This window comes from Nocardia sp. NBC_01388, from assembly GCF_045040085.1.
Lineage (GTDB): Bacteria > Actinomycetota > Actinomycetes > Mycobacteriales > Mycobacteriaceae > Nocardia.
This window is the reverse complement of record NZ_CP109553.1, coordinates 547,146-568,502: the sequence shown is the minus strand read 5'-3', so window position 1 is coordinate 568,502 and position 21,357 is coordinate 547,146. Positions and strand designations below refer to the sequence as shown.

Below are 21,357 nucleotides of genomic sequence, written 5' to 3'. Positions count from 1 at the left end.
TGGCCGCCCGAACCGCCCCGGTTTGCTACACGATCGCCGCACGGCACGCCGAGCTTTCCACTCCTGCCCGGGGTGGCCGCACAGTCGTGGCAGTCTTCCCCAAGCTCGCGCGACAGCGGGCAGCGACAGACCTGGGAGGGTTCATATGGCGAAGATCGGTAGGCGGAAGCGGTCACGAATGACCACGCAGGCGTTTTTGTCCGGCGCGGGCACCCGACCGGCGGAGGCGCCGGTGAAGAAGAAGGCCGAAGCGCGCGCGGCCAAATCGGCCGAGGTGAGCGCTGCCAAGCCCGCCGCGGCGAGCGCGCCGAAGGCGGCCCCCGCCGCAAAGCCGGTCCCGGCGAGTGCGGCGGGTGCGCCGGATATCAAGGCGCTGGCCGACAAGGTGAAGGAGCGCCGCCGCGAAAAGAGCTGGACCCAGAACGATGTCGCCAAACAGGGCGGACCGGCCACCGGTACGGTCAGCCAGATCGAGCGCTGCCTGATCGAGGAGCCCACGGCGGAGACGCTGACCAAACTCGACGCGGGACTGGAATGGCCGGCCAATACCGCCGAGGCCATCCTGCGCGGGAACCTGGTCGGCGCGTAGGTCCGCTGCCGTCGGCGCGCGCTCAGCGCGCCGGTCGCGGTCCGATGATCGACGCCCGCTCCATCACGCGGATCGCGGGCCAGTAGTCGCTCGCGGCATAGTGCTGGACCGCCCGGTTGTCCCAGAAGGCAATCGAATCGGGCTCCCACTGGAACCGGCACTGGTGTTCGGGCGCATCGGCCTGGCGGCACAGCCGGTCGATCAGCGCCCGGCTCTCGTCCGCGTCCATTCCGTCGATATGCGAGACGAAGACCCGATTGACGTAGAGGTGACGGCGGCCGGTGGCGGCATGCGTGCAGACCACCGGATGAGTGACCGCGGGGTGCTGCACACGCATCTGCGCGCGCTGCTCCTCGGGCACGAAGCGGCCGAACGCCTGGGTGTAATCGTGGACGGCGTCGAGGTTTTCGATCAGCTCCTTGGTCTCGTCATCGAGTGATTCGTAGGCGGCGTACATATCCGAGAACAGGGTGTCGCCACCGAGCGCCGGGATCGAAATGCCGTGCAGGACCGCTCCCATGGACGGCTGCGGGCGCCAGGTCACATCGTGATGCCAGGAGTTCTCGAAACCGGCCACCTCAGCGCTCTTCTCGAAGCGCACCAGTTCCGGCTGGGCGGTGTTGGACGGAATGAACGGGTGAATCTCCAACTCGCCGAACCGCTTCGCGAAGGCGATGTGCTGCTCGGGCGTCATCGGCTGATCGCGGAAGAAGATGACCTTGTATTCGTGCAGCGCCTGCCGGATCTCCGCGATCACCTCGGCGGCGAGCGGCGCGGTGAGGTCGACACCGCTGATCTCCGCACCGATGCTCGCGCCCACCTGCCGCGCCTCGAGATGCTGCCAGCGCAGCGCGGAGAGCCGATCGCGTTCGGCGGCCACATGCGTGAACGGACCCACGATCAGCGGGTACCCGTCCAACCGCGACGGCTGGATCATGCGGTGGCCGACATCGGCGGTCTTCGCGGTCGTTTCCATCAGAACCATCTCCTCGTGCATGCGTAGTCGTATGACTACAGCGCCCGAGTGCTAACGTAGTCAGATGACTACACGTAGTCAATCGTCTACAGCAGACTCTCAGGATGATGCCGACGTCCCGATGGGCCGCGCGGAGGTGGTCGCAGCGGTACTGACCCATGCCGCCGATCTCTTCGCCGAACGCGGACCGGCCGCTACCTCGATTCGCGATATCGCCACCCGCTCCGGCGTCAATCACGGCCTGATCTTCCGGCATTTCGGGGCCAAGGATCAGCTCGTCGCCGCGGTATTGGACTACCTCGGGGCGCATTCGGCCGAGCTCATCGAAGCGAAGGCCGACCGCGCGGTGCTGGAGGCGCAGGTCGAGCGGCAGTGGAAGGTGCTGGCCCGGGCCATTCTCGACGGCTACGAGGTCGGCAAGCTGCAGCAGCGCTTCCCGACCATGTCCAGCCTGGTCGACCAGATCAGGGAGCGCCACGACAACGATCGTGAGGCCCGGCTCGCCGTCGCCAATACCGTTGCCCTGGAAATGGGTTGGCGACTGTTCGAGCCGTTCCTGCGCTCGGCCACCGGATTACAGGGGCTCTCCGAATCGGAACTGCGCGAGGCGATCAATGCCGAGACCAAGCGGATCATCGAACCGCACTGATCGCCCGGAGAAATCCTTGTGGTTCAGCGTGATTCGACCAGTTCGATCGTCGCGTCCAGCACCGCCAGGTCGGTGGAACCGGGGACCAGGATGAATTCGTCCAGCCCGGCGGCTTCCGCGCCGTCGAGTGCGCGGTGCACCGCGGCGGCATCGAAGGTGGTCATCGCCGCGGCGGTGGTCCCGGCGGTCTCGGATCCGAAGAAGGCCAGATAGTCGGCGGTGAACTCGCGCAGCACCGCGGCCGGGTCGGGTACGCCGAGTACGTAGAAGCAGCCACTCACCAAGCGGGGCGCGGTATCTCGCGCGGCGGTGGCCCAGGCCTTCCGGGCCGAATCGGCAGCCCAGGCGATCTCGGCGGGTACGCCGCTGAGGCTGAAGGCGACCACGCCGTCGGCCCACCGGGCCGCGCGGGCGAGCGATTTCGGTCCGAGCGCGCCTGCCAGTATCGGCGGGCCACCCGCTTGCACACAGGGCGGGCCGATGGGGTCGCCATCCGGCGTGGACGGGGTACCGGACCAGAGTTCGCGCAGTTCGGCGACTCCACGCTCCAAGCGGTCGTGACGGTAGCCGAAATCCGCTGCGAGACTGCGGTAATCATCGGGCCGGGCACCGACGCCGACTCCCACCGTCAAGCGCCCGTCCGACAGGACATCGATTGTCGCGGCTTGTTTTGCCACCAGAGCGGGCGGATGCGCGGGCAGCACAGCGACATTGGCGATAATCCGGACGCGCTCGGTCAGTGCCGCGGCCGCCGCCAGCGTCGTCCACATCTCCGGATTGTGGAAGGACATCCGCTCACCACACGAAATACTGGAGAACGGTCCCTGTTCGGCCTGCAGGCACCAATCCACGGTCGAGCGCCGGTCATAGCCCCGGCACATGGTGGGCAGTGCGATACCAATATCCATCCGACCACTGTGCACCGGCCGCGCGGTCGAGATGGCTCGAATGCGACACAGCCCCAGAGTTCGGGCAACCATCATCGGCGCGCAAGGTTGCCGTCACAGTGGGCGGTTAGCTTTCGTCGAATTCGGTCCGGCGGTGCCGGACTGCGGCGAATGGAGTTTGGGTGATGAAGGTCAGAGCTGGTGTGGCGGTGTTGAGTGCGTGTACCGCGGTTGGGCTGATCGCAAGCGGGTGCTCCAGTAGCACTGGGGATTCCAGTGGACGTGACGAGCACGTGCTTTTGTTGTCGGTCGACGGGATGCACGAGTCGGATCTGACGAACTACCTGGCGGCGCACCCGGATTCGACGCTGGCGAAGATGGTCGGGCGAGGCGTGCACTATACCGACGCCCAGACTCCGATTCCCTCGGATTCCTTCCCCGGGCTGATGGCAATGCTGACCGGTGGAACTCCCAAAACCACCGGCGTGTACTACGACGACTCGTGGGCCCGGGATCTGCTGCCCGCAGGCACCACCGACTGCGCGCACACCGCCAAAGGCGCACAGGTCGCGCTGACCGAAGACGCGGACAAGAATTCGCACCGGATCGACGGTGGTCAGGGGCTGACCGGTCTGCCCGACGGTATCGGCAAAATGACCGATGATCCGAGCGCGGTCTTGGATCCGGCCAAGCTGCCGGTCGACCCGGCGAGCTGCAAGCCGATCGCGCCGGCCGACTATCTGAAGGTGAACACCGTCTTCTCGGTGCTGCACGCCGCCGGGGACCGCACCGCGTGGTCGGACAAGCATCCGGCGTACCAGATCGCCAACGGTCACGGCGGCAAGTCGATCGATGACCTGTTCACCCCGGAGATCGACAGCAGCTCCACCGACAACCCGGACGACAAGACCTGGACCCAGAAGAACGATCTCACCCGTCGCTACGACACCTACAAGGTGGACAGCGTGGTGAACGAGATTGCGGGCAAGGATCATTCGGGCGCGCGAGATGCCGGCGTGCCGGCGCTGTTCGGCATGAACTTCCAGACCGTGTCCACAGCGCAGAAGCTGCCCGACTCGAAGGGCTACCAGGCCGACGGTAAGCCGGGCGAACTCCTCAGCGGCGCACTCGACTTCGTCGACCAGCAACTGGGCCGCATGGTGACGGCACTGGATCAGGCCGGGCTGCGGGACAAGACCACGATCGTGCTGACCGCAAAGCACGGCCAGGCTCCCGTCAAGGCCGACACCCTCACCCGCATCGACGACGCCAAGATCATCGACTCGATCGATACCGAATGGGCCGCAACCCATCCCGGTGCACCGAAACTGATCATCCACTCGGTGAACGACTCAGCGCTGCTCATGTGGATGTCGGATCGCTCGGCCGCCGCGGCCGCGTTCGTGAAGCAGAAGCTGCTCGCCGCCACGGGTCTCGGCACCGACATCGCCGGAAATCCCAAGCCGTTCACCGCCTCCGGCGTCGACAAGGACAAGCTCTACGTCGGCGCCGACGCCGCAGCCTTCTTCGGCGTGAACTTCGATGACCCCCGCGTCCCCGACGTATACGCAGGCGTTACCCCCGGCACCGTCTACACCGGCGGCAAATCCAAAATCGCCGAACACGGCGGCATGACGCCGGACGACCGCCACGTCCCACTTATTGTGGTAGGCAATGGGATCGGCAAGCAGGAGCAGAAGGGCGAGGTCGCACTGACTCAGATCGCGCCGACCATCCTGCACCGCCTCGGCCTCGACCCCGTCACACTCGACGCGGTAGCAGCCGAACACACCGCGGTGCTGCCCGGGGCTTAGATCCACAAGGCCCGTGCGCACTTGGCCGGGATCCACTGAAAACCGCTGGGGTGCCGGCGGTGTGGATCCCGGCTGAACGCACGCCCGCGGTTCTGTTGCACAGTCGCCTTCGCAGTGCGAAGTTACCGCGTCACGACGGCACTCGCGTAGCCGTGGGCGCGGCCGCTGAGTTCGGCGTCGAGCGATTCCTGGGCGAACCGCATCTGCTCTCGATATCCGGGCAATTCCAGACGCCGCATCCCCTCCTCCGGCGCGACACTCTCAACGATGGCAGTGATCCACCAGATATTGCCGAACGGGTCACGAACACGTCCCCCACGCTGACCGAAAGCATTGTCGGACAACGCAGTCACCTCGCGAGCACCGGCCCGAAGGGCAGCGCTGAACGCGATATCGGCATCGGGGACGAATACCCGCAACAGAGACGGCATGTCGGGCCAGTCCTGATGCTGGTCGAAAGCGAGCAGAACCGTGTCGCCGACCCGAATCTCAGCATGCCCGATACTCCCGTCCTCGAGCGGCACCCGTCCCAGTTCGATGCCTTCGAAAGCAGCCGTGACGAACTCGAGCAAAGCCGCCGTGTCCGTGGTGACAATCCAAGGGGCAACAGCGGTGTATCCGGCGGGGGCGGTAGTCATCATCAGTTCCTTTCCTCGTGGTCGCTCTGATTGTGGAAGGCAACTAGGTCAGAAAATGTCCTAGTAACCGCCGGCAAATGCTCCTGGCGCATTGGTCTTCCGAGGCGCTACGCTGGCCGCCTCGATCAAGCCGTGGCCTCCCACACATATCCGTCCGGGTCGGCGAACGAACCGATACCGCTGTCCATGACCAGGCCGTGCGGACCATTGCCGTCCGGGGCGACCCCCGCCTCCTTGGCGGCAGCCTTACGCGGGTACAACGCCAGGGTGACCGGCGAGCCCGGCTGCGCGAACTCGGCGTACTTGCCGCCGAAGCTCTTCGTCGCCGTCAAACCGCGATCGGTGTAGAACTGCTTGCTGGCCTTCACATCCGATACGCCCATCAGCAAAACCAGGTCGTCGATCTCGCGGGTGAACGGGCCTACGTCCTTCTTGTTCGAGGTGGCGATCTTCCAGATCGTCCCCTCCGGTGCCTGCACCACCCCGCCGTAACCCCACAGGCTCTTCTTCGCAGGCTCGAGGACGGTGAACCCGGCCTCGACCGCGGTGCCGACGAGGCTGTCGACGGTGGAGGGCTGTGACACCACCAGCGACAAGATGAATCCGCGGAAACCGGTCGTCGGCGCCGGGGAAGCCCGGAACCCGAGCCGCTCCCCCAGCCCGAACGCGGCGTCGTAGATCGCGGCAGCGGCCCGGGGGTCGGCCACCTCGAGCTGAATGTTGATGTCGGTGCTGGTGTTTGCGTTGATTTCCATGCTCATAACGCTAGATTCGGGCCGCCGCGATCACATCCGTGCCGACCACCGAACCCACCACTGAGACGCAGTCGGTGGCTCACCGTCCGACCACGCAGACACCTGCCGGCGCGCGCCGCAGAGTTCGGTCCGTAGGGTGAACTCTCATGGAGTCCGGTACCCAGCTCGAGGATCTACGGTCCGCACTCTCGTGCGTCTACCAGAAGCTCGACGCCGAGAGCCTCACCGAGCCCGACCGCGTCGAGCTGGTGGCTCGCGCCGAGGTGGTTCAGGACCAGATCGACGCGATCCAGAATGCCATCGGCAACGAGGAGCTCGCACCGTAGACTCCTGCGAGCCCGACCGAACCTGTGTCAAATCATCTGTGCGGTGACAGAATCGTGCGATGACAGCTGCCAGAATTGCTTGCCACCAACGACTCTCGGCAATCCTGGCGTCCCGCGGCGATATCGAGCTCGTTGAGTTGGTAGGTAGCGGTCGCGTCGTAAACGTGGGTGTGGGCGGTGACGCGGCGGTCCTCGTCGTCGACGGCGTACCGGTGTTCGCCAAGCGGATACCACTGACCGACCGGGAAGTCGCCAGCCCAAGGCGCCACCACGAACCTGTTCGACCTGCCGGTGTTCTGTCAATACGGTATCGGCGGCCCAAGTTTCAACGCATGGCGCGAGCTGGCGGCGAACAACATCGTCACCGAAGCCGTTCTGCGTGGCGAGACGCAGGCGTTCCCGATCCTCTACCACTGGCGGGTACTACCCGGCCGGTCGCCGATCGCAGCCGAACACGCCGACCCGGCCGCCCCACCGACGACCTCGATGTCGCCCTCACCGCCGCCATGGCCGATACCCACGTACGCCTTGCCACCGAACGATGGGCAGCCGGCGAGGGCCCCGACTCCGCCGCCGACGCAGTCGACACCTGTCTCACCCGCCTCGTCACCCACAATCTCCTGTAGGGGTGACCGAAAGACGCTGGGCGCCAAGACCTGACGTCCTTGTGTGGCATTTCAGATCGGATGTTCGGACGTGCTGGTGCCACCACGCGCCGGGCTGAGCGGCCCGGTCAGGCGGCGAGGACGGTGCGGACGACGGACTCGTCGCCGTCGATTTCGACCAGCCCGAGGGCGCGGGCGTCGCTGAGGGTGAGGGCGCCGGCGGCGAGGCCGAGGATGCAGGCGGGGTCGGCGCGGACGGTGGCATCGAGGGCGCGGCCGTCATGCGGTCCGACCGCGAATCCGGAAGGCGTGGAGCGGAGCTGGAGGGGCGGGCCGCCGATCTCGAGGCCGATCGCCGCCGAGGGGCGGACCTCGACCCGGGTGTCGAGCAGAGCCGGTACCGCCAGGGCGAGCCATTCGGGGCGGAAGGAGTCGCCCTCGGGGCCGCGGAGCATCAGGGGGGTGGACCAGCGGATCAGGCTCTCGATCGGCCTGCGTAGCTCGGCGCCCCACGGTGTCAGGGCGTATTCCACCACACTGCCTGCGCTCGCTAGTCGCCGCTCGATCACACCGGAGGTCTCGAGGTCGCGGAGCCGGTCGGCGAGCAGATTGGTCGCGATGCCGGGCAGACCGTCGATCAGGTCCCGGTAGCGGGCGGGGGCGATTAGGAGCTGGCGGACGATGAGCAGGTTCCAGCGGTCGCCGACGACCTCGAGAGACCGGGCGAGCCCGCAGTACTGGCCGTAGCTACGCATCATTTTCCCACGATCGCTTGATATTTTAAAGTAGACTTGAGTTCATCAATCGTACCTTGACACTGAGCTCGGAGGGGTCCGCCATGGCCGATATCACCAGCAGTGTTCGACCCGCCTGGGTCGATGACGACCTGTTCCCGTTCGAGAGCCGTTTCGTCGATATCGACGGGCACACCGTGCACTACGTCGACGAGGGGTCGGGTCCGACACTGCTGCTCCTGCACGGCAATCCGACCTGGTCGTTCCTCTGGCGCGATGCGATCAGTGCGCTGTGCGGCGAATTCCGTTGTGTCGCACTGGATTATCCTGGCTTCGGGCTGTCGACGGCCCAGCCCGGCTACCGCTACCTGCCCGAAGAGCACGCCGATGTGGTGACCAGGTTCGTCGACACGCTGGGCCTCGAGGGTGTCACTCTGGTCGGGCAGGATTGGGGCGGCGCCATCGGCCTGGCGGTCGCGCAGCGGCGGCCGAAGGTTTTCGACCGATTGGTGCTCGCCAACACGTGGGCATGGCCGGTCAACGGCGACATGCACTTCGAGTCCTTCGCGCGCATCGTCGGCGGACTCCCGATGCGCTTCCTGGTCCGGCGGCTCAACCTGATCGTCAATGCGTTCATCCCCATCGGCCATCGACGCCGGAAGCCGACCGCGGCCGAGATGACCCACTACCGACGGGCGCTCGATACGCCCGAGCGCCGTCAGGCCTGCGCGGTGCTCCCCGGCCGGATCCTCGGCAGCCGGGCCTTTTTCGCCGAGGTCGAAGCCGGCCTCACCGACATCGCCCACCTCCCGACGTTGATCGTGTGGGGCGACGCCGACTTCGCCTTCCGCCCGCAGGAGCGCGAGCGGCTCGAAGCGACGTTCCCGGACCACAAAACCGTGATCGTCGAGGGTTCGGGCATCTACGTGGAGTCCGACGCACCCGAGGAGTTCGTCGCCGCGATCCGCGGCTGGGCAACGACATAGCGGAGGCACGGCCCCGAGCTGCCGGTTGGCATCCATTCGACGGAACAGGCTTGTGCGGCTTGCCGATACGAGAGCGATCCTGCCGGTGGGAGCGGCCGACTGGCCACGGTGTCCCCCGACGGCGTCGTGCAGAACAACCCGACCAACTATCGGGTCAACGCCGACGGCACGATCGACAGCGGATCCCTCGACTTCACCAGCCGCGGCGCCGAGTAGTCCGGAAGAATCGGTTCCTCCACGACCATCTGTGAAGTCAGCTTGCCGAGCAGTCCACCAGCCACACCCCGTCGGTCTTGTGCCACACGGTGTGATTGATGCTGCCGTCGGCGAGTTCGACGTCGACATTGCCGGTATCGCCGTTCTCGGTGACCGACACCAGACGCTTGGGCGGAGGCCCGTCGTCGTGGGTCGCACCCGGGGTTTCCATCAGATCCTGCATGAGCTCACGGCATCCGGGATTGGTGTAGGGCAGCACGACGTGGCCGTCACCGCCGGAGTGCAGGGCATCGTCGATCAGCGCTTGCGCGGTGTCCCGCAGATTTCCCGAGGGCGCGGCCGCGGCGGTCGGCACCCCCAGGGTGAGCGCACCGACGCTCACCATCGTGGCCAAAGTCGCTGCGGCGAAAAGCAGTCGGGTACATCGAATAAAGGTAGGCACAGCCGGATTCCCCTAGGTTTGTTCGTTGTTGTGTTGCGACAGTAGAGGAAGGCACCGACATCGACTGCGCCACCCGAACGCCGGGCGCAGGCCACCGGTTCGAAGAGTCGCCCGTCATGGGCGAGTGCAGTCAGTGCGTGTCACTCACAGGTCGATCGGGAGGTGGGATACGTTGAGCTGCAAGGCTAGTCACTACGAGTCGTTGTTGCTGGATCCACTCGCTCCGCCTGGACTATCCGCCGCGTCGGGTGTGCTGAATCTGCCTGTGGCCAGGGCGGTTTCGCGGTGGCGGGCGGGGAAGCCGGGGCCGAGGTGGACGGAGACGTCGGTGTGGTGGAGGGGCGTGCGGCAGTGGGCGCAGACTACTTCGGCGTGGGTGTCGTGGTGGCAGGTGTTGTGGTGGAGGGTGATCGGGGGGCCGGCTTCGGGGGAGAGCCAGGTGTCGCCCCAGTGCATCATGGCGGCGATGACCGGGAAGAAGTCGCGGCCCTTGGGGGTGAGGTGGTATTCGTGACGGGGTGGGCGGGTCTGGTAGGGGACCTTTTCCATGAGGTCTTCTTCGACCAGGCGGGTCAGGCGCTGGGTGAGGACATTGCGGCTCAGTCCCAGGGTGCGCTCGAAATCGTCGAAGCGCTTGGCGCCGTAGAACGCCTCGCGCAGGACCAGGGGTGTCCACCAGTCACCGATGAGGTCTACGGTGCGGGCTACGGTGCACGGCCAGTTCGCGAAAGTCGTCCGTTTCATGCGACCACGGTATCCAGGCGGGCGGGGACGTACTTGTGCCACGGGGTGCCGACCCATTCGTCGCGGGAGTCGAATTCGGTCAGTTCATTGGGTGCGACGCCGGTGGTGACCTGCGCACCGGTGGCATCGGTGACCGAGAGCCCGAAGCCATTGGGCAGCGAGAGGTGTCCGGAGCGCATGCGATCGGTGGGCTCCACCGGCACCTCGACACTGCCGCGCCGGGTGCTGACACGCACCAGATCGCCGGCGGCCAGGCCGAGCCGGTCGGCGTCGATGACGCTGAGGCGTAGGGTTCCGCCGCTATCACGCTTGCGCCACAGGGGATCTCGGACGATGGTGTTCGCGGTGAAGGCCCGGCGCTCTCCGGCGGAGAGCACAAAGGGCCACTGCCCGCCCGCGGACTCCGGTTCGGGCAGTGTGGCCACCACCTGCAACAGTTCGGCGATGCTCAGCTGTACCTTGTTGTCGCGCAGCCGCTTCCAGGTCTCCTCGTAATCGTCCTCGGTGATGACGACGCCGTGCTCACCCTCGAGAATGGCCTCGAAGAGTCGCTCCCCCGCTTCCAATCCGGTGCCGTATCCGGCGCGTTCGACACTCTCGGGGAACTTGCGCGCGCAGTTGTAGGCCGCCGCCCAGAGCAGGGCGGCCGCTGCCGCACCATTCGGCAGCGTCGGGCCGAGCGTCCGATACAGCAGTACGGGAGCGAGTTTCGACTTGGCGCGATCGGCGAGCACCCCGAGGAAGGCCATGGCGAACGCCTGCCGACCCTCCGCGAGCGCAGCCCGCAGCGGCGCGTAATCGTCCTCGCTCAGCGCGCCGGACGCCTCGACCAGGCGGGCGTGGATCTCCGGCTCCGACAGCACCCCGTCGGGCGCGGGCAGCACCGGGTGGCGGAGGTGGAAGATATTGCGCGGGAAGTCGAAGTTGAAGAACGTCGCCTCGTACTTCTCGAACTGGGTCGCCGCGGGCAGCACGTAGTCGGCCAGGCGCGCGGTCTCGGTCATCGCCACATCGATGACCACCACCAGCTCCAGCGCCTCCAGCGCCGCCCGCATGCGGGCCGAATCCGCCAGGGAGTGCACGGGATTGCTGCTCTCGATGAACATGGCGCGGTAGCGGGCCGGATGATCGGTGAGGATCTCCTCGGTGATCACATTGGCGGGTATCAGGCCGCTGATAATGGGCGCGCCGACCACCGGACTCTTGGGCCACTCCCCCGCCGGATGCCCCCGGTCGTGCCCGATGGCGGCCATACCGGTGAACGCGTACTGGGTTCCGGGCCTGGCCAGATTGCCGGTGAGCAGCCACACCAGCTTCTCCAGATAGCTGACGACGGTGGAGTACCGGTTCATCTGCACGCCGAGATCCTCCAGCGCGGCCACCGATTTCGCCCGCGCCAGCCGATGTGTCGCGGCCACCACCAGATCGATCTCGACATCGGCTATGGCGCAGTACTTCTCGATGGGCACCCCGCGCAGCACCGCGACCACCTCGTCGAGACCCTCAGCGTGCTCGGCCAGCCAGTCGATCTCGATCAGATTGTCGCGCAGCAGGATTGCCGCCATCGCCGACAGCAGATAGACGTCGGTGCCCGGCCGCAATTGCAGATGGAAGTCGGCGAGTTCCGCCGTCTCGGTGCGGACCGGATCGAGCACGATCATCGACCGCTCCGGATCCCGCGCGATCTCCTTGAGCACCGTGCGGGCGCGCGGAAATCCGTGCGACTGATAGGGATTCTTGCCGATGAAGAACGCCACCTCGGCATGCTCGACATCGGCACGCACCGGATGCCCGAACATGCGCGCGCCCACCCAGAAGTCGCCGGTCTTCTCCTGCGCCAGCGCGCTCGACCGGTACTTCATCCCGAAGGCGGCCATGGTGGCGGGCGCGTACGCCCCGCCCAGATGATTGCCCTGGCCGCCACCGCCGTAATAGAAGATCGATTCGCCGCCGTAGCGGAGCCCGACCTCCTGCAGCCGCGCGGTGATCTCGGAAATCGCGGTATCCCAGTCGATTTCCTCGAACTCACCATCGGCCCGGCGGCGCAGCGGAGCGGTGATCCGCCCCGTGCGCCCGTTCTGATAGTGGTCCAGCCGCAGCGCCTTGTTGCAGGTGTACCCCGCCGAGGCGGGATGCAGCTTATCGCCGCGGATCTTCTCGAAGGACCGGCCGTCCGGCCCGAGCAGCACCTGGATGCCGCAGTTGCACTCGCACAGGATGCATGCCGTAGGCCGCCATTCCGTCATCGGTACAGCGTAGGGCAGTTAGTTCACTAGCGCTACTTACTAGTGTAGGGCCAGGTCCAGTCGGCGACCTCCGGAATGTCCGCACCGTGTTCGCGGGTCCAGGCCCGCGCGGTCCAGCGTGCGTCGACCATCTCCTGACGGAGACCGGCCGCCCTGGTCCCGAGCCCCGGCACCCGATCGATGACATCCATGACCAGGTGAAACCGGTCCATGTCATTGAGCATCACCATATCGAAAGGCGTTGTGGTGGTGCCCTTCTCCTTGAACCCGCGCACATGCAGGCCGGAATGGTTGGCACGGCGGTAGGTCAGGCGGTGAATGAGCCACGGATAGCCGTGGAAGGCGAAGATGACGGGGCGGTCGGTGGTGAACATGGTGTCGAAGAGGCTGTCCGACAGACCGTGCGGGTGTTCGTCCTGCGGCTGCAATCGCATCAGGTCAACGATATTGATCACGCGAATCTGCAACTCCGGCAACCGTTCCCGCAATATGGCAGCGGCGGCGAGGATCTCCAGCGTGGGCACGTCACCGGCGCAGGCCAGCACCACATCGGGTGTGGTGCCGATATCGTCATTGTGGCCCGCCCACTCCCAGATGCCCGCGCCTCGGGCGCAGTGCGCGGCGGCCTCCTCCACCGAAAGCCAGTCGGCCTGAGGCTGTTTGCCCGCGACCACAACATTGACGTAGTGGCGCGAGCGCAGGCAGTGGTCGTAGGTCGAGAGCAGGGTATTGGCGTCCGGCGGCAGATACACGCGCACGATCTCGGGCGATTTGTTCAGCACCACATCCAGGAAACCGGGGTCCTGATGGGTGAAGCCATTGTGGTCCTGACGCCAGACATGCGACGACAGCAGGTAATTGAGGCTCGGAATGGGCCGCCGCCAGGCCACCGCCGCACTGGCATCGAGCCATTTGGCGTGCTGGTTGAACATGGCGTCGATAATGTGGATGAAGGCCTCGTAGCAGGTGAAGACGCCGTGCCGCCCGGTGAGCAGATAGCCCTCCAGCAGGCCCTCGCACATATGCTCGGACAGCACCTCGATGACGCGGCCCCTACGGTCCAATTTCACGTCGTACTCACCGATTTCGGCCTGCCAGTCGCGGCCGGTCACGGTGAGGATGTCCTGCAGTCGATTACTGGCGAGTTCATCGGGCGCGAAGGTGAGGAAGTTGTCCGGGTTACCGGCGGTGACATCGCGCAGCCAAGTACCCAGCACCTGGGTCGCCTCATGCATGGTCGTACCCGGTCCGGGCACCTCCACGCCATAGTCACGCCAGTCCGGCAGCCGCAGATCACGCACCAGCATGCCGCCATTGCTCACCGGATTGGCGCTCATGCGGCGGTCCCCGACCGGCACCAGGCGCTGCAGTTCCGCGGCCGGCTGTCCGGCCTCGTCGAACAGCTCACCGGGCCGGTACGATTCGAGCCACTGTTCCAGCACCGCACGGTGTTTCGCATCGGTGCGAGCGGCGGGCAGCGGCACCTGATGCGCACGGAAGGTGCCCTCGACCCGCTCACCGTCGACCACGGGAGGACAGGTCCAGCCCTTCGGGGTGCGCAACACGATCATCGGCCAGATCGCGCGTGTGCCGTCACCGCCGCGGGCAGCCTGCTGAATGGCGGCGATCCGGTCGAGGCAGCCGTCCATGGCGGCCGCCATATCCTGATGCACCGTCGCCGGATCGCTGCCGGAGACGATGACCGGCTCGTAGCCGTAGCCGCGCAGCAGCGAGATCAGTTCGGACTCCGGAATACGTGCCAGAATGGTCGGATTCGCGATCTTGTACTGGTTCAGCGCCAGGATCGGCACCACCGCACCGTCCCGCGCCGGATTGATGAACTTGTTCGCATGCCAACTGCCGGCCAGCGGACCCGTTTCGGCTTCGCCGTCACCGATCACGCAGAATACCGTGAGGCTCGGATTGTCCAGTGCCGCACCGAAAGCATGCAGTAGTGAGTAGCCCAGTTCGCCGCCCTCGTGGAAGGAACCGGGTGTCTCGGGCGCGCAGTGACTGGGCACGCCGCCGGGGAACGAGAACTGTGCGAACAGCGCGGCCATGCCGTCGCCGTCACGCGGAATATGGCTGTACAGCTCGGAATACGTGCCCTCCAGCCAGGCGCACGCATTGGGCCCCGGCCCACCGTGCCCCGGGCCCGCGACGAACACGGCATTCAGATCTCGCGCGAGAATCGCTCGATTCGCGTGCACCCAAACAAGATTCAGTCCGGGCACAGTGCCGAAGTGTCCCAGCAGGCGCGGCTTGATCTGCTCCGGCACGAGCGGCTCTCGCAGCAGCGGATTGGCCATCAGGTAGATCTGCCCGACCGCGAGATAGTTCGCCGCTCGCCACCACGCGTCGATCGTCACCAATTCGTCGCGTTCGAGCGGCCCGGCCACCTCCCCGAGCCGATAGGGCCGCGGAGCGAGCGTCTCGCCGCCCCGCCCGCCGATATTATCGGCCGAGGTATCACTGGCTGCGCCGGTCAACTGCGTCATGCGTCGAGCTCCTCACGCTTGCGGACATCGCTTGGCGAACCTGCGGGCGGGGATTTCATTGCCCAGGCTACCGGCCGCGCGAACCGGCACGCCATTACGACGCACCGCACCCGAGTCTGCTCCGCGCTCGGCGGGAGTGCCCACATTCGTGCAAGGATTCCGAGATGGAAGCCGCGCCCGAGACGAGTACCCCACCGGCGGTCCAGACACGGTTGCGGATTGTGATCGCGCTCTATATCGCGGTCACACTCATCGCATCGGCGGGATTGCTTGCTGTGCAATCGGTCAGCGGGATCGATGCGGCGGTACTGTCGCTGGTGCAGTTCGCCCCCGCTATCGGAGCGCTGATCACCTGGTTGTCCTTCCGCAAGAGCATCACTCGGCTGCTGCCCGCCGAAATCCCCTGGCGGCGGGTGCGAATCGATCTGCCGGCGATTCTCCTGGCGTGCATTGCGATCTGGGTGTTGGGCGCCGCGGGGACGGCCTGGTCCGGGCACACCATGGTCGGGCCCGCCGCGGTCGCGGGCACACCCTTCGCGGTTTTCGTGGTGCTGCAGCTCATCGGGGCATGCGGCGAGGAGATCGGCTGGCGCGGGCTGCTGCAGCCGCTTTTGGAGTCGCGCGTGAGCCGGCTCGCCGCCGTCGCCCTCACCGGGGCGATCTGGGCGCTCTGGCACGTCCAGGCCTTCGCCGCGGGCTTCATATCCGCCATTTCCTTCGTCGTGGCGGCCATGTCGTTCTCGGTACTGCTCGGGTACCTGGGCAATGGCAGCGTTCGCCAGCGGGTCCTGATCGCCTCGATCGGGCATTGGCTGATCAATATCGCGTGGTATCTCGTGGCCGGTGACAACACCCTGGACCGGCCGCAGGTCGTCTTCGTCGCGATCAGCGCGGCACTCGTCGCCGGCGGCGTCATGGCGGTGCGCGCGGTACGCCGCGACGGGTCGCGCCGGCGGCGGGTCGCGGCTTGACAACCGGTCCGTCCCGGTCCAGTATTGCCAGGTCAGCACCTCGCTAGGCGAGGCTCCTGTTCGAACACAGGCCACTGATCCGACGACGTCGAGAGACGCCCAGGGTTAGGACAGATCATCCCGGATTAAGGGTCGATCCAAAGTGGCTTCCCCGCTCGGGGATACGTCGTTCAGTGCTGAAGCTCTGACGAGAGGGGTGCCGGCCAAGCCGTTCGGCTGTGGCCTACTCCCCTGCACGAGTGCGGTTGACCCGTTTTTCCAGGCGCCCCCGTGCGCCCCGGCGGCAAGGAGGTGAAGGGACGATATGAAGTCCGGCGATAGTCCGTATCCGAGTTCGGCGAACCACCGCTCGTTCCCAGCCTGCCGCGAAATAGCTTGCGGCGGCTGACTTTCCGTAAGGAGAAAGTCATGACCTTCACCGTATTCCCGCGTCAGCTCACCGTTCTTTCCATCCTGGGCGATTCGGCCCGGCGCATGAAGGCCCGGCACACCCTGACCGCTGCCGAGCGCCACAACATGCGGGCGTCCTTCCACCGCACGGCCATCTTCACCGCCTCCATGGGTGGGCCCACCTACTACCGGTGACCAGGGCTTTTCACGCGATCAGCCCGATATCGCGACGGCCCTGGCCGACAGCCGGACCGGGGTCCGTCGCAACCACCTTGTGCAATAGCTCGTGGTAGACGTCGCGGAAATCGACGGTGGTCTTCAGATCGCCATTGTCGAGGTCGGTGAGACCGGGTTCGTCGCCATAGAATCCGCCCCGGATCGGGGCGCCGGCGACGAATACCGGGCCCGCCGTGCCATGGTCGGTGCCCTGCGAGGCATTGGCGGCGACCCGGCGTCCGAATTCGCTGTAGGCCAACAGAACTACGTCACGACCACGCGGATGGGTGGCCATATCCGCGAGGAAACCGGAGACCGCCGTATCCAAGCGGCCCAGTAATTGCTGCTGGGTGCGGCGTTCGTCGGCGTGGGTGTCGAAGCCGCCCAGGCTGACCGAGTAGACCTGGGTCGGGACACCGGCTTTGATGCAGGTGCCGACCAGGTCGAGTTGAGCCTGCAGCGGATTGTCCGGCGATTTCGCGGGCGGCTCGATCGTCGAGAATGCCTGCAGCACAGCCTCGTCCGCACCGTAGCCGGCACACACCAGCGCCTGCGCCGCACTGTCGTGCGGATCCACCGTCGCCAGCCCGCTCAGCGCGGCCGCCATCTCGGCCGACAGCGGTGCGGAGGCCGGATCCAAGGCTGCGGCAGTGTATTTCGCGCCGATCGCCAGCTGCGGCAGCACCGGTCCGATACTGACCGCGCGAATGGGATCACCGCCGGTGGCATCCAGCCAGCGGCCGATCCATCCGGAATTGACCGGCTCATCCGGTGCGGCGGTCTGCCAGATATCCATCGACCGGAAGTGGCTGTGATCGGGTCGCGGATAGCCGACGCCACGAACAATGGCCAGATTGTGCTGCTGCCACAGCTGTGCGAAACCCTTCATGGCGGGATTGAGCCCCAGCTGCTCATCCAGCCGGAGCACCTCCTCCGGCTGATAGGACAGCTCGGGGCGGGCGGCGTGATATGCGCTGTCCGCGTAGGGGATTACCGTATTGATACCGTCGTTACCGCCGTAGAGGGTCAGCAGCACCAGTACCCCCGAGCCCGCCGCAAGCGGTGTCGTGGCCGCACGATGGTGCAGTTCGTCCCAGGTCACGCCGGCGGCGCCCAGGACGCCGAGAGCGCCGAGCACACTGCTGCCGACGAGGAAGTTCCGGCGGTTGAATTCCGGCATGGGGCAATGCCTTTCCGCTCAGCTGGTCAGATATTCGGGAGTGTTCAGGGCAATGGCCGTCAGCCGGATCGGATCACCGTGCACCGAGGCCAGTACCGCGGCGCTGCGGTCGGACCAGTGGCCGATGCCGAGCCGATGGCCGACGGCATCGATGCGGTCGGTGGTGCCGGTCCCGGAAAGCCAGCTCAGATCGGCTTTCTGCGCCAGTCCGGTGGCCGCGCGCAGGCGGGTTTGCGCGGCCGCGGTGGACAGCCACGCCTGGCCGCTGGACCAGCCGCCCACCGAGGGGGGATAGAAGGGCACCTGCCCGAGCGTGCGCAGCACGTTCACCTGTGTCTTGACCTGGGCGTCGGTGCCCATGGGCACGGCGAGGGCCCGGACGGCACCGATCAGCCATTCCACCGGTCCCTGTACGACAGTGCCGGTGCCACTGAGGAATTCGGCATCGGTGAGGACGGCGACCACCAGCCGGGTGATATCGCGGCCGGGTCCATAGGCGGCCGTCAGCCGGTCGAGCGCGGCTGCCGAAGGGGGCGCGTCGGCGGCCAGCTGCTGCCACATTCGGCCCGCCACGAACCGCGCGGACTCGGGACGCGCGAGCACCGCGGTACAGAATTCCCGCGCATCGAGCGAACCCGTCACGCCCAGAACCGTTTTCGAGCCGGTGTCATGGCGCTTCGGATCGAGCCGGGGCGAACCGTCCGCGGCAATCGTCCAGCCGGTCAGGGCGCGGGCGCCCTCACGGACATCGGTCTCGCTGTACCCGTTGCCGTGTCCGAGGGCGAACAGCTCCATGAATTCCCGAGACAGGTTCTCATTGGGCGCTTTCGCGGTATTGGCGGTTCCGTCGAGCCAGCGCAGCATGGCCGGATCGGTGAGCATCGCGTAGGCCAGCGTGCCGAAATCGCCCGCGCCCAGCCGGCGTAACGTCTCGTTCTGCCCTGCCATCTCGGTGGCGCTGCGCACCTTGCTCGCAGAGGTCGCGAAGTGGTTGTGCCACAGTAGCGTCAGCTTCTCCGGCAGCGGCCGCTGCGCGGTCGCCATGCGGCGCACCCACCAGCCGGTCAGGGTTTGCAGCTGGCCGGTGAGGTCGCTCTGATAGCGCTTGCGGACATCGGTGGCAGCGTCCCTGCCCGGGCGCACCGGTTCGGTGAAGACCGGCAGCGGCGTCAGTCCCGCACCGGGATCGGCGGACCCGTCCAGTTGGGCGCGGAGATAGTCGGCGACAGGCAGCGTATGCGCTGCATCGATCTCCGATCCGGTCGCTCCGAAGCCCGCGCGCCGCAGCACTCGGGCGCATTGCATCCACTGCACCGATTGCGACCCCATCAGCCGAGTATCGGCCTGTGAGCGGGCATTTGTGCCCCCGCGGAGGGCAACCTTCAGCCGATCTTCAGTCGGGTCGCGGTTTAGTGCCGGCGTGCCACGGGTACCCGATGACCGGAGTGATACCGATGATTGAAGACAGCTACGACAATATCGAGCCGGCCTTCGAGGAACTTGCGGTCGCCGTCGAATCCAAAGATCCGAAACGAGAAGTGCTGCGCGAGCGAGTGATCGAGCGCTGCCTGCCGCTGGCGGATCACATCGCACGCCGATACTCCGGGCGCGGTGAGGCTTTCGAGGATTTACAGCAGGTGGCTCGCGTCGGCTTGATCCAGGCGGTGGACCGGTTCGAAATCTCCCGGGGCGCACCTTTTCTGTCCTTCGCCGTCCCCACCATTATGGGCGAGGTGCGCCGCCACTTTCGCGATCACACCTGGGCGGTGCGAGTTCCCCGCCGTACCAAGGAGATTCAACCACGTCTGGCGAGCGCGGTCGAAACCCTCGCACAGCGACTCGGCCGCATGCCCAACGCCCGCGAGGTCGCCGACGAACTCGAAGTCGGCCTCCTGGACGTCACCCGCGCCCTGATCGCCGCCAATGGCTACCAATCGTCCCCGCTCGACGCGATGATCAACGATGACGGCGAGTACTCCCCCATGTCTGCCGCTGCCTCCCTCGGCGATACCGACCCCGGCTACAACCTCGTCGAACAGCAGCTGGCGGTCCGCCCGCATCCGCGCCAACTCCCCCGCCGCGAACGCGAACTGCTGATCATGCGCTTCTTCGAATCGAAGACCCAGAAGCAGATCGCCGATCACCTGGGCATCTCCCAGATGCACGTCTCGCGCATCCTGGCGAAAACCCTCAATCACCTCCGCGAAGAAGTGCTGCAGGACTGAGACGGCCGTTGCCGAGGACCTGCAGCAGAGCGGGCGGACCGCGGTGCTCGTGCAGTGTGATCGGACCCCTGTTGCCGTACTGGGCATTACCGACCAGATGCGACCCGAGGCGTCCGCCACGGTCACCACTATCACCGAATTGACCGGCGCCACAACGGTATTGCTCACCGGTGACAACCGCGCCACTGCGCTGCGGCTGGCCGATCAGGTCGGTATCACCGATGTGCGCGCCGGACTGCTGCCCGAGGGACAAAGTCACCGCGGTGCTCGAGCTCGAGGCTCAGCCCCGATCAGTGACCGGCGGCGGACTCCACTACTGCCGCGACCTCGAGGGGGTGCGATACCAGGGAGGCGTGGGAGGCGTCGAGTTCGGTGGTGTGGGCGTTCATACGGGAGGCCATAAAGCGCTGGGAGGCGGGCGGGATCACGTGGTCCTGCGCCGAGACGATGTACCAGCTCGGGGTGTTCGCCCAGGCGGGGGCCGCGGAGGGTTCGATATTCGCGGAGACGGCGAGGGAATGCTGGTGGGCGATCATGACGGCTGCGGTCGCGGGGCTGACGTCTTGTGCGAAGACCGAATTGAACAGGTCGGGGGCGACGTAGCCGTCGAGATTGTGACCGGCGATGCCGTTGGGGTCATCGACGACGCGCAGTTGCAGGGCCGGTGGCAGCAGCCGGCTGCCGGGGAATCGGATGGGATCCAAGGCCTGGAAGGCGACCTCACCCTGGACGGGGGCGAAAGCGGCCACGTAGACCAGTGATTCGACCTTCGGGTCGTGGATCTGGGTGATGACCGTGCCGCCGTACGAATGACCGACCAGGACCACCGGGCCGGCGATGGTGTCGAGGGTGCGCTGCACCGCGGCCGCGTCGAAGGCCGGGCCGCGCAGCGGATTGTCCGGTACCACCACCTGATAGCCGTCATCGCGCAATTTCGCGGCCACACCGTCCCAGCTGGTGGTGTCGGCGAATGCGCCGTGCACGAGAACAACCGTCGGCAGCGGGTCGGCGTGCGCCGGAGCCGCACCGACCGCGACACCGAGTGCCAGGGCCACTGCCGCGAGGACACCGCGTGCTCTACTTCGGAATTGCATGGACAGAACCTGCTTTCCGCTCTCGAGAAGGTCGAGCGGTTACAGCCTTGCATGAAGGCCGGGGCAGCGCAGCACCTCCCCGGTGTTTTCGATCATTCCGTGACCGAACCGGCGGAGCATTCCGTGACCGAACCGGCGGAGCATTCCGTGACCGAACCGGCGGAGCATTCCGTGAC

Annotated in this window: 22 protein-coding genes and 1 riboswitch; of the genes, 9 read left to right on the top strand and 13 right to left on the bottom strand. The window is 66.4% G+C overall.

Annotated elements, in window-relative coordinates:
• Positions 1 to 178 precede the first annotated feature (178 nt).
• Positions 179 to 589 (top strand): helix-turn-helix domain-containing protein, encoded by a 411-nt coding sequence (locus OG716_RS02690; RefSeq protein ID WP_405136106.1) that lies wholly within the window; start codon positions 179 to 181, stop codon positions 587 to 589.
• A gap of 22 nt (positions 590 to 611) precedes the next feature.
• Here OG716_RS02690 and OG716_RS02685 read toward each other — a convergent pair whose 3' ends face one another.
• The gene (locus OG716_RS02685; protein ID WP_405136105.1) at positions 612 to 1,565 is read right to left on the bottom strand and encodes a TauD/TfdA dioxygenase family protein; all 954 of its coding nucleotides are present in this window, start codon (positions 1,563 to 1,565) and stop codon (positions 612 to 614) included.
• A gap of 64 nt (positions 1,566 to 1,629) precedes the next feature.
• On the opposite strand from OG716_RS02685, the gene OG716_RS02680 reads away from it, so the two are divergent.
• Positions 1,630 to 2,214, top strand: coding sequence for a TetR/AcrR family transcriptional regulator (locus tag OG716_RS02680; RefSeq protein ID WP_405136104.1), 585 nt, complete (start codon positions 1,630 to 1,632; stop codon positions 2,212 to 2,214).
• 23 nt (positions 2,215 to 2,237) lie between these two features.
• On the opposite strand, the gene OG716_RS02675 is transcribed toward OG716_RS02680, so the two are convergent.
• Complete coding sequence (locus OG716_RS02675; RefSeq protein WP_405136103.1) at positions 2,238 to 3,122, bottom strand: LLM class flavin-dependent oxidoreductase; 885 nt, start codon at positions 3,120 to 3,122, stop codon at positions 2,238 to 2,240.
• A 272-nt stretch (positions 3,123 to 3,394) separates the two neighbouring features.
• Here OG716_RS02675 and OG716_RS02670 point away from each other — a divergent pair, with 272 nt between their 5' ends.
• Entirely contained in the window at positions 3,395 to 4,915 is a 1,521-nt protein-coding gene (locus OG716_RS02670; protein ID WP_405136102.1) for an alkaline phosphatase family protein, read from the top strand.
• 122 nt (positions 4,916 to 5,037) lie between these two features.
• On the opposite strand, the gene OG716_RS02665 is transcribed toward OG716_RS02670, so the two are convergent.
• Positions 5,038 to 5,553: a VOC family protein gene (locus OG716_RS02665; RefSeq protein ID WP_405136101.1), complete on the bottom strand. Its 516-nt coding sequence runs from the start codon at positions 5,551 to 5,553 to the stop codon at positions 5,038 to 5,040.
• A 125-nt stretch (positions 5,554 to 5,678) separates the two neighbouring features.
• On the bottom strand, positions 5,679 to 6,308 hold the full coding sequence (locus OG716_RS02660) for a glyoxalase (protein ID WP_405136100.1): 630 nt from the start codon (positions 6,306 to 6,308) through the stop codon (positions 5,679 to 5,681).
• A 146-nt stretch (positions 6,309 to 6,454) separates the two neighbouring features.
• On the opposite strand from OG716_RS02660, the gene OG716_RS02655 reads away from it, so the two are divergent.
• On the top strand, positions 6,455 to 6,634 hold the full coding sequence (locus OG716_RS02655; protein ID WP_405136099.1) for a hypothetical protein: 180 nt from the start codon (positions 6,455 to 6,457) through the stop codon (positions 6,632 to 6,634).
• A 407-nt stretch (positions 6,635 to 7,041) separates the two neighbouring features.
• Here the strand turns inward: OG716_RS02655 and OG716_RS02650 are convergent, their stop codons facing one another.
• Positions 7,042 to 7,248: a hypothetical protein gene (locus OG716_RS02650; protein WP_405136098.1), complete on the bottom strand. Its 207-nt coding sequence runs from the start codon at positions 7,246 to 7,248 to the stop codon at positions 7,042 to 7,044.
• Positions 7,249 to 7,367: 119 nt separating this feature from the next.
• Entirely contained in the window at positions 7,368 to 7,994 is a 627-nt protein-coding gene (locus tag OG716_RS02645) for a winged helix-turn-helix transcriptional regulator (protein ID WP_405139481.1), read from the bottom strand.
• Between the two features lie 83 nt (positions 7,995 to 8,077).
• On the opposite strand from OG716_RS02645, the gene OG716_RS02640 reads away from it, so the two are divergent.
• Entirely contained in the window at positions 8,078 to 8,959 is an 882-nt protein-coding gene (locus OG716_RS02640; RefSeq protein ID WP_405136097.1) for an alpha/beta fold hydrolase, read from the top strand.
• Positions 8,960 to 9,212: 253 nt separating this feature from the next.
• Here OG716_RS02640 and OG716_RS02635 read toward each other — a convergent pair whose 3' ends face one another.
• From OG716_RS02635 to OG716_RS02620, 4 genes are all read right to left on the bottom strand, one after another.
• Entirely contained in the window at positions 9,213 to 9,560 is a 348-nt protein-coding gene (locus OG716_RS02635) for a hypothetical protein (RefSeq protein ID WP_405136096.1), read from the bottom strand.
• A gap of 249 nt (positions 9,561 to 9,809) precedes the next feature.
• Positions 9,810 to 10,361, bottom strand: coding sequence for a winged helix-turn-helix transcriptional regulator (locus OG716_RS02630; RefSeq protein ID WP_405136095.1), 552 nt, complete (start codon positions 10,359 to 10,361; stop codon positions 9,810 to 9,812).
• The gene (locus tag OG716_RS02625) at positions 10,358 to 12,607 is read right to left on the bottom strand and encodes a molybdopterin-dependent oxidoreductase (protein ID WP_405136094.1); all 2,250 of its coding nucleotides are present in this window, start codon (positions 12,605 to 12,607) and stop codon (positions 10,358 to 10,360) included. The genes OG716_RS02630 and OG716_RS02625 overlap by 4 nt, the downstream gene beginning before the upstream one ends.
• Before the next feature lie 32 nt (positions 12,608 to 12,639).
• Positions 12,640 to 15,105: a phosphoketolase gene (locus OG716_RS02620; protein WP_405136093.1), complete on the bottom strand. Its 2,466-nt coding sequence runs from the start codon at positions 15,103 to 15,105 to the stop codon at positions 12,640 to 12,642.
• A gap of 164 nt (positions 15,106 to 15,269) precedes the next feature.
• Here OG716_RS02620 and OG716_RS02615 point away from each other — a divergent pair, with 164 nt between their 5' ends.
• Both OG716_RS02615 and OG716_RS02610 read left to right on the top strand, forming a co-directional pair.
• Positions 15,270 to 16,076 (top strand): CPBP family intramembrane glutamic endopeptidase, encoded by an 807-nt coding sequence (locus OG716_RS02615; RefSeq protein ID WP_405136092.1) that lies wholly within the window; start codon positions 15,270 to 15,272, stop codon positions 16,074 to 16,076.
• Positions 16,077 to 16,108: 32 nt separating this feature from the next.
• A riboswitch (M-box (ykoK) riboswitch) is annotated at positions 16,109 to 16,279 on the top strand.
• Between the two features lie 205 nt (positions 16,280 to 16,484).
• On the top strand, positions 16,485 to 16,661 hold the full coding sequence (locus tag OG716_RS02610) for a hypothetical protein (protein ID WP_405136091.1): 177 nt from the start codon (positions 16,485 to 16,487) through the stop codon (positions 16,659 to 16,661).
• Between the two features lie 10 nt (positions 16,662 to 16,671).
• Here the strand turns inward: OG716_RS02610 and OG716_RS02605 are convergent, their stop codons facing one another.
• Together OG716_RS02605 and OG716_RS02600 are read right to left on the bottom strand one after the other, a co-directional pair.
• Positions 16,672 to 17,862, bottom strand: a complete 1,191-nt coding sequence (locus OG716_RS02605; protein ID WP_405136090.1) for a DUF1501 domain-containing protein — start codon at positions 17,860 to 17,862, stop codon at positions 16,672 to 16,674.
• 18 nt (positions 17,863 to 17,880) lie between these two features.
• Positions 17,881 to 19,191, bottom strand: a complete 1,311-nt coding sequence (locus OG716_RS02600) for a DUF1800 family protein (RefSeq protein WP_405136089.1) — start codon at positions 19,189 to 19,191, stop codon at positions 17,881 to 17,883.
• A 125-nt stretch (positions 19,192 to 19,316) separates the two neighbouring features.
• Here OG716_RS02600 and OG716_RS02595 point away from each other — a divergent pair, with 125 nt between their 5' ends.
• Both OG716_RS02595 and OG716_RS02590 read left to right on the top strand, forming a co-directional pair.
• Complete coding sequence (locus OG716_RS02595) at positions 19,317 to 20,087, top strand: RNA polymerase sigma factor SigF (protein WP_405136088.1); 771 nt, start codon at positions 19,317 to 19,319, stop codon at positions 20,085 to 20,087.
• Entirely contained in the window at positions 20,002 to 20,490 is a 489-nt protein-coding gene (locus OG716_RS02590) for an HAD family hydrolase (protein ID WP_405139479.1), read from the top strand. The genes OG716_RS02595 and OG716_RS02590 overlap by 86 nt, the downstream gene beginning before the upstream one ends.
• On the opposite strand, the gene OG716_RS02585 is transcribed toward OG716_RS02590, so the two are convergent.
• A complete protein-coding gene (locus OG716_RS02585) occupies positions 20,378 to 21,181 on the bottom strand; it encodes an alpha/beta fold hydrolase (RefSeq protein WP_405136087.1) in 804 nt (267 codons plus the stop codon). The genes OG716_RS02590 and OG716_RS02585 overlap by 113 nt on opposite strands.
• Between the last annotated feature and the right edge of the window lie 176 nt (positions 21,182 to 21,357).